Genomic DNA, 13081 nt, shown 5'->3' on the forward strand with positions numbered 1-13081 from the left:
TGCATTCGAGAATTAGGTAGATCCGATGTCGCTTTCAGCAGCAATGAAGACTGCTCAGTCCAGTTTCTCCAACGTCGGCCTTCAATCGGCCGTCACGTCGAAGAACATTGCCAATGCAAGCAACCCGAACTACGCGCGCCGCGCCGCGATCCTCGCGACGGCTACCTCCGGTGCCACGGTGGTGGAAACGCAGCGTGCCCAGAACGAGGCCCTGCTGAAGCAGAACCTGCTCTCGATCTCCAAGTCGAGCGGCCAGGACACGCTCCTGGCCGGCCTGACGCAGATGAAGATGATGATGGGCGGCGAGGACTATGAGATCTCCCCCTCCACCTATCTGGCGAAGCTGCGCGACAATCTCCAGACCTTCGCCGACAAGCCGAGCGAGATCTCGCTCGCCGAAACGGTGGTGTCGGACGCGATCGACGTCGCCAATTCGCTGAACAGCACGTCGAATGCCCTGCAGAAGCTGAGGGCCGAGGCGGACGCCGACATCGACACGGCGGTGACGGAACTCAACCGCCTGCTCAGCGAATTCAAGACCTACAACGACAAGGTCCGCCTGGGCACGGCCGCCGGAACGGACGTCAACGACGCGCTCGACCAGCGCGACAAGCTGCTGACCGAGATTTCGGGGATCGTCGGCGTCACCGCGGTCAACCGCACGCACAACGACCTGGCGCTTTACACCAGCGACGGCACGGTGCTGTTCGAGACCGTGCCGCGCACCGTCAGCTTCCAGCCCACGACCACCTTCACCGCTGCCGTCGACGGCAACCAGGTGCTCATCGACGGCGTGCCCGTCCAGGCAGGGGCCGGCGGCAATACCAGCGCGCAAGGCACGATCGCGGCCCTCCTGCAGATCCGCGACTACGTCGCGCCGACCTTCCAGAAGCAGCTCGACGAGGTCGCCCGTGGCGTCATCGAGGTGTTCTCCGAAGGCGGGGTCGAAGGCCTCTTCATCAGCAACGGCCTGCCCGCCGTCACGGATCCGGGCCTCGCTGCGGTCATCAGGGTCAACCCCGACGTCATATCGAGCGAAGGCGGCAGCCCGACGAAGCTGCGGGACGGGATCAACGCCGTCTACAACACGGGCAACAATGCCAGCTTCTCGGATCTTCTGAACGGCTATACGTCCGCCTTCGAGGCGCCGATGTCCTTCGACCCGGACGCATCCATCGAAACGACGACGACGCTCCTTTCCTTCTCGACCAGCTCGGTCGGCTGGCTGGAGGAGATCCGCAGGGCCGCGACGACGGCGGGCGACGACAAGGCCGCGCTGCTCGGGCGTACCCAGGAGGCCCTTCTCAACGTGACGGCCGTCAGCCTCGACGAGGAACTCGCCCTGCTGCTCGACCTCGAGCAGTCCTACAAGGCGTCGGCCAAGCTCGTGGCGGCGGTCGATGAAATGATCGCGGCCCTCCTTCAGGCGGCGGGGTAAGTTATGAAGACTTCTTTCGTTTCCAACATGTCCCTTCAAAATGCGATGCGGCTCACCGTGGCCAGCGCGCAGAAGGAGATGTTGCAGCTTCAGGAGGAAACGGTCACCGGCCGCCATGCGGATGTCGGCGCCGTGCTCGGCGCCAAGACGGCGCGCACGCTGAACCTGCACCGCGATCTCCAGCGCATGGAATCGCTGAAGAGCACCAACGCGCTGACGACGCAGCGCCTCGCCGCCTCGCAGGAGGCGCTCGGCCAGATGTCGACGGCGGCGAACGATGCGATGGGCGTGCTGATCGCGCTTTCCGGCATCACCTCGCAGGACCAGCTGGACCTCGCGAAGGAAAATCTCGGCAACGCGTTCTCGGCCTTCACCTCGGCCGCCAACACCTCGTTCAGCGGCGAATACCTCTTTGCCGGCATCAACACGGACGTGATGCCGCTCAAGGAATATTCCCAGGACCTGCCGCCGCCTGAACAGAATCCGAAGGACGTGTTCGACGATACGTTCTTCGCGCATTTCGGTTTTCAGAAGACGGACGCCGCGGTCTCCGACATCACGGCGTCGGACATGCAGGCCTTCGTCGAGAAGCTCGAAGCTGAATTTGTCGGCCCGACCTCGAGCTGGCAGACGAACTGGTCGAATGCGTCGGACGAGAACATGCAGAGCCGCATCAGCGCCGCGGAGACCGTCCAGAGCTCGACCAACACCAATGTGGACGGCATGCGCTACATGGCGCTTGGTCTCGTCCTGGGGCAGGAGCTGATGGCTCTCGGCATCAGCGAGCAGACCCGCAAGACGGTCAGCGACGCAGCGATCGACTATATGGGCCGGGCGATCTCCGGCATCGACGGCGAACGTTCCAAGCTCGGCATTTCCGAGGCCCGCGTCAGCCAGGCGAACACCTCGCTCAATGCCCAGGTCGCCATCCTGAGCACCAGCATCAAGGACATGGAAAGCATCGATACCTACGAGGCGGCGACCCGCGTCACCACGCTCGAATCGCAGCTTTCGCTCGCCTACACGCTCACGTCGAGGATCCAGAACCTGAGCCTATTGAACTACCTCTGATGAACCAGAGGGTACGGACACACATGAAGGATGTCTGAATGTACCAGTTTTCATATGCCGAGATCATGGAGGAAGGCGTCGCCGTCTCGAAGGATCGGGAACGGCAGGTCCTCGATCGGTCGATTGCGCTCCTGAAAGCGGCAATGGCCAGCGACGGCGGAAACCAGAGCCGGGAGGCGGTGGAGGCGATCTACTTCACCCGCCGCGTCTGGATCCGCTTCATCGAAGATCTCGGAGATCCGGAAAACCAGCTCGAGGCCGAGCTTCGGGCCAACCTCATCTCGATCGCCATTTGGATTCTCAAGGAAATCGAGAAGATCCGCAAACGCGAATCCTCGAATTTCCAGGGCATCATCGACATCACCACCATCATCAAGGATGGCATCAAATGAAAAGTACACTGCGTATATCGCTGAAGTCCGGTGAGCGCATCTTCGTCAACGGCGCAGTCCTGAGGGTCGACCGCAAGGTTGCGATCGAGTTCCTGAACGATGTCACGTTCCTTCTGGAAAACCACGTCCTGCAGCCCGAGCAGGCCACGACGCCGCTTCGCCAACTCTATTTCATCGCGCAGATGTCGCTGATCAATCCGGAGGGCGCCGAGCAGTCGATCGCCATGTTCCGCAAGTCGGTCATCATGCTGCTCTCCTGCTTCAAGAACGAGGAGGTGCTCGCCGAGCTGAAGCGCGTCGACGCCCTCGTCACCCAGGGCCGTGCCTTCGAAGCGCTGAAGGCGATCCGCGCGCTCTATCCGATCGAGGATCGCATCCTCAACAACCAGGAAATGGCACCGGCCACGGTCGAACAGATCCGCAGGGAGATCGCCCCATGGTAACGCCCGTCGGCGCCGCGGGCGCCTCCCAGTCCTATGTGCCGACCGTCACCGGCGCCGAATCCACCACCGACGAGAAGTCGGCGACGATCAACTACGAGAGCTTCCTGAAGCTGCTCGTGGCGCAGATGAAGAACCAGGATCCGACCGAGCCGATGGACGCGACCCAGCAGATGGCGCAGCTTGCGACCTTCTCCCAGGTCGAGCAGACCATCAAGACGAACAAGAACCTGGAAAGCCTGTTGCAGCGCACCTCGCTGCAGGAAGCCAACTCCGTCATCGGCCGCACCGTCACCAGTGAGGACGGCAAGATTTCTGGCGTCGTCACGGACGTCACGCTATATAATGACGGTATCGTCGCGACGCTTGATTCGGGCAAGACGCTCGTCATCGGCCCCGGCGTGAAGGTCAGCGAAACCAAGGCGAGTGAAACCGAAACGTGAATGAGGCAGACGCCCTCGACATCGCGCAGGCCGCCATCTGGACAGTGGTGGTGGCCTCCGGCCCGGCTGTGCTTGCCGCAATGATCGTCGGCGTCGCCATTGCCTTCGTGCAGGCGCTGACCCAGGTGCAGGAAATGACCCTCACCTTCGTGCCGAAAATCCTCGCGATCTTCGTGACGATCGCCATATCGGCGCCCTTCATCGGCGCGCAGATCTCCATCTTCACCAATATCGTCTTCTCCCGGATAGAGAGCGGCTTCTAAGGCCGGCGCCTGGGGCGTGGTTCCTCGGGTCGAGCCCGAGGATGACGACAAAAGGGATGTGGTTCGGTCGTCGGCACCGTCCCGCATGCCGCACCATTTCGTGGTGCCGAGCCTCTCCTCCCCGTCATCCTCGGGCTCGTCCCGAGGTTCCACAGTTCCCAAGCGCCCGAAGCCGCGGGAACCCGCTGCCACCCTCGCGCAAGCTTCGCCGGGTAGGTCATGGGGTGAAATGGGCGACGCGTGTGACGCGCCGCCGCCTCTCATGATGAGACGGGACGCATCCAGATGGCGCAAGTACCGGCAATAAACCTTCCGAAGGTCAGCCCCAGCGGCCGCGATATCGCATTCGCCGTGGGCATCCTGACGATCCTGTCGATCCTCTTCCTGCCGATCCCGGCCTTCATGATCGACATCGGGCTGGCGTTCTCCATCGCCTTCTCGGTGCTGATCCTGATGGTGGCGCTGTGGATCCAGCGCCCGCTCGACTTCTCGTCCTTCCCGACGGTCCTCCTCATCGCGACCATGGTGCGCCTCGCGCTCAACATCGCGACGACGCGCGTCATCCTCTCGCACGGCAATGAGGGGCACGACGCGGCGGGCGGCGTGATCGCCGGCTTTGCCAGCCTCGTCATGTCCGGCGACTTCGTCATCGGTATCATCGTCTTCATGATCCTCATCGTGGTGAACTTCATCGTCATCACCAAGGGTGCGACGCGTATCGCCGAAGTCGGCGCGCGCTTCACCCTCGATGCCATTCCCGGCAAGCAGATGTCGATCGACGCCGACCTTTCCGCCGGCCTCATCGACGAGAAGCAGGCGCAGCTGCGCCGCCGCGAGCTGGAAGAGGAGAGCTCGTTCTTCGGTTCGATGGACGGTGCCTCGAAGTTCGTGCGCGGCGACGCCATTGCGGGTCTCATCATCACCGCCATCAATGTCTTCGGCGGCATCATCATCGGCTACTTCCGTCACGGCATGGAACTGGGCGAAGCTGCCGACGTCTTCGTGAAACTGTCGGTCGGCGACGGGCTCGTCTCGCAGATCCCGGCCCTCATCGTCTCGCTCGCCGCCGGCCTCATCGTCTCGCGCGGCGGAACCGCCGGTTCCACCGACCAGGCGGTCATCAACCAGCTCTCCGGCTATCCGCGTGCGCTCTTCGTCGCCGCCGGCCTGATGATCCTGCTCGCCATCATGCCGGGCCTGCCCTTCCTTCCCTTCATGGTGCTCGGCAGCGTCATGGCCTTCAGCGCCTGGATCATCCCGCGGCGCATCGCGGAGGAAAACCGCGTCAAGCGCGAGCAGGAGGCCCAGCAGGTCCAGCAGAGCCGCGACCAGGAGAAGGATTCGGTCAAGTCGGTGCTCAAGACCGCCGAGATCGAGCTTCTCCTCGGCAAGCAGGTCTCCACCCGCCTTCTCGGCGCGCATCAGGAGCTTGCCTTCCGTGTCGGCAAGATGCGCAAGAAGTTCGCCGGACAATACGGTTTCGTCGTGCCGGAAATCAAGGTTTCGGACGACATCTCCATTCCGGACAAGTCCTACCAGATCCGCATCCACGGCACGACGATCGCCTCCAACATCGTGCGTGTCGGCGAGGTTCTGGTCGTCACCGGCGGCGGGCGCAAGCCGAGCGTGCCGGGCGACGACATCCGCGAACCGGCCTTCGGCATGCCGGCGGTCTCGATCCTCGAAACCTTCGCGGACGACCTGCGTCGCGAGGGCTTCCACCCGATCGACAACGTCTCGGTGGTTCTCACGCACCTGTCCGAGGTCATCCGCAACAACCTGCCGCAGCTTCTGTCCTACAAGGACGTGAAGGCGCTTATCGAGCGGCTTGATCCGGAATACCGCAAGCTGGCCGACGAGATCTGCTCCTCGCACATGTCCTATTCCGGCCTCCAGGCCGTGCTGAAGCTGCTGCTTGCAGAGCGCGTCTCCATCCGCAACCTGCACCTCATCCTCGAAGCGGTCGCCGAACTCGCCCCGCATGTGCGCAAGACCGAGCAGATCGTCGAGCATGTGCGCATCCGCATGTCGCAGCAGATCTGCGGCGACCTGGCGGAGAACGGCGTGCTGCCGGTGCTGCGCCTCGGCAACAAGTGGGACATGGTCTTCCACCAGGCGCTCAAGCGCGACAGCAAGGGCGAAATCGTCGAATTCGACATCGATCCGCGCCAGCTCGAGGAGTTTTCCGAACAGGCGACCCGGGTTATCCGCGAGTTTCTCGATCGCGGCACGCCCTTTGTGCTGGTCACCTCGCCCGAATCCCGCTCTTATGTGCGCATGATCATCGAGCGCCTCTTCGCCACATTGCCGGTTCTCTCGCATGTCGAGCTCGCCAAGGGCATCGAGATCAAGATCCTCGGCTCCATTTCATGATTGCGGACCCGCAGGGCACGGTGCTGGCGCTGTTCGCCGCCTTCTGCCGTGTCGGCGGGTGCTTCATGCTGCTGCCGGGGTTTTCGTCCGCGCGCCTGACGATCCAGATCCGTCTGTTCCTGGCGGTGGCGATCTCCATGGCGGTGCTGCCGATCCTGTGGGATACGATCTACCCGCGCACCTCCGGCACGCTCGACAGCTATCTCACGCTCATCATCTTCGAGACGCTGACCGGCGCCGTCATCGGCCTCATCGCCCGCTACTACGTGCTCGGCCTGCAATTCGCCGGTACGGTGCTGACGATGATGATGGGCTTCAACGCGCCGCCGACGCCCGACGTGCTGGAAGACACGGCGGAGAACCAGCTGACGAATCTTCTCTCCTTCGCCGGCCTGCTGGTGCTCTTCATGCTGGATTTCCACCATGTCGTGATGCGGGCGCTGGTCGAATCCTACAATGTCATGCCGATCGGCGCGGGCTTCAACCCGCAGGGTGCGCTGATCACGCTCACCGACACGCTGAGCCAGACCTTCATGATCATGCTGAGGCTCGCGAGCCCCTTCATCCTCTACGGCCTGGTCTTCAACGTCTCCGTCGGCCTCATCAACAAGCTGGCGCCGCAGATCCCCATCTACTTCGTCTCGCTGCCTTTCATCATCATGGGCGGGCTGCTCCTTCTCTATTTCGGCGTCTCCTCGCTGCTTGAGATCTTTGCGGCCGGCTTCACTCCGGTCTTCCGGGGGGAGTAGCGATGGCGCAAAACCGTTCGGACAAGCTGAAGCGCCTCGTCAGCGTGCAGCGTCATCTGGAGAAGATGGCGGAGCTCGACCTTGCCAACACCACGCGCCAGCGGGAGGAGATCGCCGAGACGATGGAGGTCGTCGCCGGCGCGATCAACTCGCTCGATCCGATCCACCGCAGTTTTTCGCGGCACTATTCCGGCCAGTACAGCAAGTTGCAGCAGCAGGACCAGATGCTGGCCAATGTGCAGCAGATGCACGAGATGCGCGTGGTGCGCGAGCGCACCAAGGGCGACCGCATGGAGGAGCACCGCAAGGAAGCCCGCAGTGCCGAGGAGCGCGAGGCGGCCGACAATTCGATCTACGACCTCATCGACCAGCACATTGCCTACAAGGGCACTGAAGAATAGGCGCTGATGGAATAAGCCGCTGTAACGAAAGGCGATTTACCGCGGCCTTATCAAGCTTGCGTCAAAGTGGAGTGCCTATGCGCCCGCCTCGCGCCTCCATCATCCGCCACCAGCCTCCCGTAAGGTTGAGCAGCGATAGTCGCGTCAGGACGATGACGAGGTTTGTCGAAGCAGCCGCAAGCGCGGCGCGGATGGATCCGATGTCCTGAAAGGTCAGAGGCCGGCGAACCGCCATGAAGACGGGTTCGGCCACGAGGATCACCTGAAAGGCTCAAGGACGTGGCAATTTCTCCCCCCAGCGACCTGGTGCTCGATGTCGTGCGCGCTGCCGACCCGGCCCAGGTTCAGGAAGCGCAGGCCAGGCTGAAATCGAACAGGGCCGCCTTCGAGGCGACGAGCCTTGCCGAGGCAGGCGCCGGTTTCCAGGCCACCGTCGGCAGCATTCTCAACCGCGATTCGGCCGGCGCCCATGCGGCGCAGGGCGTTTCCGCCGCCGGCGGCAAGGCCGTGCCGGAACATCTGCGCAAGTTCGAATCGATGGTGCTGCAGAACTTCGTGAAGTCGATGATGCCGACCGAGAGCGAAGAGATCTACGGCAAGGGCACGGCCGGCGAGATGTGGCGCGGCATGATGGCCGACCAGCTCGGCGAAGCGCTCGCCAAGGGCGGCGGCATCGGCCTTGCCGAGAGCCTCGCCAAGAGCAGCGGCATCGGCGCGGCCTCGCCGGAGAAGGACAAGAACACCGACCGTGTCGCAACCGGCATGGTGCACGCCCTGCAGCGGCAAGCCTTTGCCGACCTGACGCCGGGCATCAAGGAACATGAGACGAAGATCTAAGCGGAGAACAATAAAATGGAACAGGCGACCAACGAATTGCGGATCCGCACCGTCCTCGGCCGGCTCGAAACGATCATCGACAACGAGAACGACAATATCGGCCGTGACCCCGATTTCGACCTGCCGACCTCGAACGCCCACAAGAGCCGCTGCCTCTATGAACTGGCGATGCTGGCGCGCGACGTGCGCCCGGACGAGGTGCCGCAGACCTTCTCCAGCCAGCTCGGCCGCGTGCGCGAGAAGCTCGCCACCAACGCCCAGCGCGTCTCCGCCCATCTGGAGGCCGTGCGTGAAGTCGTCACCATCCTGAAGAATGCCGTCCAGGACCTCGAGGCCGATGGCACCTATTCGCAAGAGCAGTTCCGGCTGGGTTACGGCACATGATCAAGCTCATCGGCACCGGCGTCTGGATTCTCGCCATCACGCTTGCCTCGGTCTATGTCTCGCTGACGATGGCCTCGGCGCCCGAGGTCGATACTGCCGCCGCCGAGCGCGAGGCGGCGCTGGAATTCGTCAGCGGATACACGACGACGGTGCCCGTCATCGGGGAGGGCGGCGTCAACGGCTACCTGCTCACCAGGCTCGCCTACAAGGCGAACAAGGATCTGGCGGCCAAACAGATCGTTCCCCTGCCGCAGATGATCACCGACGAGCTCTATACGCTGCTGGTCGGCAAGAAGATGATCGACGTGGCGACGGTGGGCAGTTTCGATGTCGATGCCTTCCGCGGCATCGTCAAGGAAGGGCTGAACCGCCGCTTCGGGGCAGAGGTCATCGCCGAGGTCTATGTCGAGCAGATCGACTACATCACCACCGCATCGGTACAGGACCCCGCGCCCAAGCGCGGCCAGACCCTCGTCAAGGGCGAGGTTCCGGCCGTGAAGCCGGCGGAGAAGAGCGGCGGCCACTAGAGCATTTCCGGAACCGGAAATGCGCTGGAGTCTTGCTTTTACCGCATTGTCCGACGCCGAAGCGATCTTGCTTCGGCTGGAAATGCTCTGGGCTTGCCGCGTGAAAATGCCCTGTGGCAACGGTTGGCCGGCTCAGAGCGAGCCGGCTTTTGCCGTGTTGCCGCTGCCCCGCGGCATCATCGGGCCGGATAGCTTGTAGCGCAGCACATGGTAGGCGAAAGCGATCTGGGCCTTGCGCTGGGGCAGCCGTGACGGCTCCGCCATCAGCCGGTAGAGCCAGCCGAGCCGGAGCCGGCGAACGGCTTCGGGCATCGGCGGCGTGTTGCCGGCGAGTGTGTCGAACAGCGGGCCGAGGCTGAGCACCAGCCGGGCATGGCCGGGCCCGACATGCCTGTCGATCCATTTCTCCTGGGCCGGGCTGCCCATCGAAACGAGCAGGATGTCGGCATCCGCCGCGCGCACCCGCTCCATGATCGCGTCCGACTGGTCCTGGTCGAAATGGCCGTCGGAAATCGGCAGGAACGCGTGCCAGGGCGTATGCCGGCGAAGCGTGTCGGCGGCCCGCATCAGCGTCGCCGTCCGGGCGCCGATCAGCGCGACGCGCATCGGCTTTGCGATATAGGTCAGGAGGGCCGGAACGAAGGCGATGCTCGTGAGGTTCGCGGGAAACCTGCGGCCGTGGAACACCATCGAGGCGAGATCGACGCCGTCGCCATCGGGCAGAACGACCTGGCGTTCCAGCACGGCGCGGTATTCGGGATCGCGCATCATCAGGTTGGCATTGCCGGCATTGATGAAGGCGATAACGCTCTGGCCGAACGGCATGGTCGCCACCTCCTCGGCGAAGGCAAAGGCGTCCGCCCAGCCGAGATCGCAGACCGGCAGGCCCAGTATGTCCCGCTGCGAAGCGGTGATGTTGCCGGACACGAGGTTCATGGCAGGGGTCCTTTCGAAGCGCCCGAAAGCGGGCAATGGCCGGCCCTAAAGGCCCTCATGGCCTTTCGGGTGGCGTGTTCGACAGGATCCGTGGGAAAGGGCGTCATGCTGCTCCCGCAAGGCTGCTATTGCTGCCTGCCGGTTTAGCAAGTTCCCCTGAAAGGCCGTTTAAGGATTTCCCGAAAAGGCGGCGGACCCTGTTTACATCTCGCTAACCATGGCGCCGTCCTTTCGGGAAAAATTTTGAAAAACAAGCGCTTGCTGTCAATTTTCCGAGCCTCCCGGGCCAGGACCATCCCGCAGCCTGCGTCAAAAAAGGACTTCTTGCCGGGTGATGAGCGACGCCGTCATGCCGCCATCGTGTCTTTCACCGCTGACAGGAAAAGGCATATTCCCGGGCTGACCTGCGCTTTCCCGCAGGATGCGCTTGAAATTATGCGTTTTGGACAGCATAGGGCGTTAAGAGGCCATCCCGCCGCGCGAGCGTCCCACTAGAGTGGGCGCACTTCATTCAGGGAGAGAAATGTGACCACCATTATCGATGGGAAGCAGGTTGCCGCTTCCGTGATTGACACCGTGAAGTCCGCCACTGTCGCCCTGGAGAAGGATGCCGGCGTAAGGCCCGGCCTGGCTGTCATCATCGTCGGCGACGATCCGGCGAGCCACGCCTATGTCTCTTCCAAGAGCCGCATGGCCAAGGAATGCGGCTTCACCTCGATCCAGCACACGCTGCCGGAGGAAACCACGCAGGCGGAGCTGGCCCGCCTCGTCGAGACGCTGAATGCCGACGAGACCATCCATGGCATCCTCGTCCAGCTTCCGCTCCCCAAGCACCTGAAGTCCGAACCGATCATCCAGTCGATCAAGCCGGAAAAGGACGTCGACGGCCTGCACGTCGTCAATGCCGGCAAGGTGGCGACGGGCGACCTCGACGGCGGCCTCGTCTCCTGCACGCCGGCCGGCGCCATGGTCTTCGTGCGCCGCACGCATGGCGACGACCTTTCCGGCCTCAACGCGGTGGTGATCGGCCGCTCGAACCTTTTCGGCAAGCCGATGTCCGCCCTGCTGCTGGCCGCGAACGCGACGGTGACGACCGCCCATTCGCGCACCAAGGACCTCGCCGGCGTGTGCCGCAATGCCCATATCCTCGTCGCCGCCGTCGGCCGCCCGGAAATGGTGAAGGCCGACTGGGTGAAGCCGGGCGCGACCGTCATCGACGTCGGCATCAACCGCATCGCCGCGCCGGAAAAGGGCGAGGGCAAGTCCCGCCTCGTCGGCGACGTCGCCTTCGACGAGGCGGCCAAGGTAGCCGGCGTCATCACCCCGGTTCCCGGCGGCGTCGGCCCGATGACCATCGCCATGCTGATGGCCAACACCGTCATCGCCGCCTATCGCAAGGCCGGGCGCGTGCCGCCGAAATTCTGAGGGGAAGCGTCGTCAGTTCAGGGGGCGGCCCCTCATCCGGCCTGCCGGCCACCTTCTCCCCGCAGGCGGGGAGAAGGGATATGCCGTGCCGTCTTCCTCAAACAACAGCCATTCGTGGGGCACGTCCCCTCTCCCCGCCTGCGGGGAGAGGGTTAGGGTGAGGGGCAACCCCCCGGCGCGATGCCGTTCCCGAGCAAACCTATTTCCCCGCCGGCGCCGGTCCGGTCGAGGCGCGCACGATGAGGTCCGTCTTCCAGAGCTCCTGCTGCGGCAGGGTCTCGAGCGTCAGGATGTCGGCGATGAGGCGGCGGGCGATGCGCTGGCCGGCGGCGCGCAGCGACGAGCGGGTCGTCGTCAGCGGCACCATGAAATTCTCCGGCTTCAGCATGGGCAGCACGTCGTCATGGGCGATGAGCGAGATGTCCGCGCCGAGTTTCAGCCCTGCCTGGTTGATCGCCCGGACGGCGCCGAGCGCCAGGACCGTGCTGGAGCACAGGACCGCGGTCGGCGGCGTTTCGAGCTGGAGGAAGCGCTCCATGGCGCGAAACCCGTGTTCGTCCGTCATCTGCGAATGCTGCACGCACTCCTCGCGCAGCGTGAGGCCGTGTTCTGCCAGTGCCCGCACCGTGCCCTTCTTGCGGCGGATCGAGAAGGCGAGGTAGTCCGGGCCGTTGATCAGCGCGAAATGCCGGTGGCCGAGCTGCGCGAGCAGCCGCGCGGCATCGTAGAAGGCGCCGGTATTGTCGATGTCGAGATAGGGATAGTCCGTCGGCACGCCGATCGACCGGCCGTGCACGACGAAGGGCGTCTTCAGCGTCTTCAGCATGGCGATGCGCGGGTCCTTCTCGCGCATATAGGCGAGGAACAGCGCATCCACATTGCCGCTCGCCACCAGCCGCCGGCAGGTCGCGACCTCCTCTTCCGGATGGCTCGGATTGATGACGAAATGAAAGTCGTGCTTGACCGCCTCGTCGCCGAGGCCGGCGAGGAATTCGCCGAAATGCACGTCGGATTCAATGCCGTCGGCCGTCGGCATGACAAGGCCGATCGAGCCCGCCCGGCCAGTCGCCAGCCGCTGCGCCGCCCGGTTCGGCCGGTATCCGGTCTCCCGGACGGCATCGAGCACGCGCTGGCGCGTCTCGGCATTGACCTCCGGATAGCCGTTCAGCGCTCTGCTCACGGTTGTCTGGGAGAGGCCCAGCAACTGCGATAATTGCTTGAGATTCACATGCTTGGCTTTCTTGAAACATTCGAAGCGCTTTGGATGTCCCTTCTCTTCGTTCCCCGGATCCGTCCCAAAGCGTTTTGGCATCTAACATCAGCAAATCATTTAGGAAAAGCGGATTTGGCCTTTTTGCGCCGCAAAACTACGCTGCACTGCGTTAAACACAGCGATTTTGTC

The 13081-nt window shown here is 63.6% G+C and carries 15 protein-coding genes; 13 read left to right on the forward strand and 2 right to left on the reverse strand.

Translation table 11 applies throughout. The features are described from left to right. Positions 1 to 25 precede the first annotated feature (25 nt). The 12 genes from flgK (at position 26) to WMC41_RS01995 (ending at position 9318) form a co-directional block, all read left to right on the forward strand. A complete protein-coding gene (flgK, locus tag WMC41_RS01940) occupies positions 26 to 1438 on the forward strand; it encodes a flagellar hook-associated protein FlgK (RefSeq protein WP_432346873.1) in 1413 nt (470 codons plus the stop codon). Positions 1439 to 1441: 3 nt separating this feature from the next. Further along, positions 1442 to 2509 carry a flagellar hook-associated family protein gene (locus tag WMC41_RS01945; RefSeq protein ID WP_244767550.1) on the forward strand — a complete coding sequence of 356 codons (1068 nt, stop codon included), beginning with the start codon at positions 1442 to 1444 and terminating at the stop codon, positions 2507 to 2509. A gap of 38 nt (positions 2510 to 2547) precedes the next feature. After that, entirely contained in the window at positions 2548 to 2901 is a 354-nt protein-coding gene (flaF, locus tag WMC41_RS01950; RefSeq protein ID WP_244767551.1) for a flagellar biosynthesis regulator FlaF, read from the forward strand. After that, entirely contained in the window at positions 2898 to 3344 is a 447-nt protein-coding gene (gene flbT / locus WMC41_RS01955) for a flagellar biosynthesis repressor FlbT (protein ID WP_244767552.1), read from the forward strand. The genes flaF and flbT overlap by 4 nt, the downstream gene beginning before the upstream one ends. After that, positions 3338 to 3784, forward strand: coding sequence for a flagellar hook assembly protein FlgD (gene flgD / locus WMC41_RS01960; protein ID WP_244767553.1), 447 nt, complete (start codon positions 3338 to 3340; stop codon positions 3782 to 3784). Before flbT ends, flgD begins: the two co-directional genes overlap by 7 nt. Continuing rightward, positions 3781 to 4047 carry a flagellar biosynthesis protein FliQ gene (gene fliQ, locus WMC41_RS01965; protein ID WP_244767554.1) on the forward strand — a complete coding sequence of 89 codons (267 nt, stop codon included), beginning with the start codon at positions 3781 to 3783 and terminating at the stop codon, positions 4045 to 4047. The genes flgD and fliQ overlap by 4 nt, the downstream gene beginning before the upstream one ends. A gap of 285 nt (positions 4048 to 4332) precedes the next feature. After that, complete coding sequence (flhA, locus tag WMC41_RS01970; RefSeq protein ID WP_244767555.1) at positions 4333 to 6420, forward strand: flagellar biosynthesis protein FlhA; 2088 nt, start codon at positions 4333 to 4335, stop codon at positions 6418 to 6420. Further along, complete coding sequence (fliR, locus tag WMC41_RS01975) at positions 6417 to 7169, forward strand: flagellar biosynthetic protein FliR (RefSeq protein WP_432346874.1); 753 nt, start codon at positions 6417 to 6419, stop codon at positions 7167 to 7169. Before flhA ends, fliR begins: the two co-directional genes overlap by 4 nt. Before the next feature lie 2 nt (positions 7170 to 7171). Then, on the forward strand, positions 7172 to 7570 hold the full coding sequence (locus tag WMC41_RS01980) for a hypothetical protein (RefSeq protein WP_272804425.1): 399 nt from the start codon (positions 7172 to 7174) through the stop codon (positions 7568 to 7570). A 279-nt stretch (positions 7571 to 7849) separates the two neighbouring features. Continuing rightward, positions 7850 to 8407, forward strand: coding sequence for a rod-binding protein (locus tag WMC41_RS01985; RefSeq protein ID WP_272804426.1), 558 nt, complete (start codon positions 7850 to 7852; stop codon positions 8405 to 8407). Positions 8408 to 8422: 15 nt separating this feature from the next. Then, entirely contained in the window at positions 8423 to 8791 is a 369-nt protein-coding gene (locus WMC41_RS01990) for a hypothetical protein (RefSeq protein WP_432346875.1), read from the forward strand. After that, on the forward strand, positions 8788 to 9318 hold the full coding sequence (locus WMC41_RS01995) for a hypothetical protein (protein ID WP_244767560.1): 531 nt from the start codon (positions 8788 to 8790) through the stop codon (positions 9316 to 9318). Before WMC41_RS01990 ends, WMC41_RS01995 begins: the two co-directional genes overlap by 4 nt. A gap of 132 nt (positions 9319 to 9450) precedes the next feature. Here WMC41_RS01995 and WMC41_RS02000 read toward each other — a convergent pair whose 3' ends face one another. Next, positions 9451 to 10254, reverse strand: a complete 804-nt coding sequence (locus WMC41_RS02000; protein WP_272804429.1) for a WecB/TagA/CpsF family glycosyltransferase — start codon at positions 10252 to 10254, stop codon at positions 9451 to 9453. A gap of 525 nt (positions 10255 to 10779) precedes the next feature. On the opposite strand from WMC41_RS02000, the gene folD reads away from it, so the two are divergent. Continuing rightward, on the forward strand, positions 10780 to 11679 hold the full coding sequence (folD, locus tag WMC41_RS02005) for a bifunctional methylenetetrahydrofolate dehydrogenase/methenyltetrahydrofolate cyclohydrolase FolD (RefSeq protein ID WP_432346876.1): 900 nt from the start codon (positions 10780 to 10782) through the stop codon (positions 11677 to 11679). A gap of 199 nt (positions 11680 to 11878) precedes the next feature. On the opposite strand, the gene WMC41_RS02010 is transcribed toward folD, so the two are convergent. Beyond that, a complete protein-coding gene (locus WMC41_RS02010; RefSeq protein ID WP_432346877.1) occupies positions 11879 to 12907 on the reverse strand; it encodes a LacI family DNA-binding transcriptional regulator in 1029 nt (342 codons plus the stop codon). Between the last annotated feature and the right edge of the window lie 174 nt (positions 12908 to 13081).

Source organism: Shinella yambaruensis, from assembly GCF_050859155.1.
Classification (GTDB): Bacteria; Pseudomonadota; Alphaproteobacteria; order Rhizobiales; family Rhizobiaceae; genus Shinella; species Shinella yambaruensis.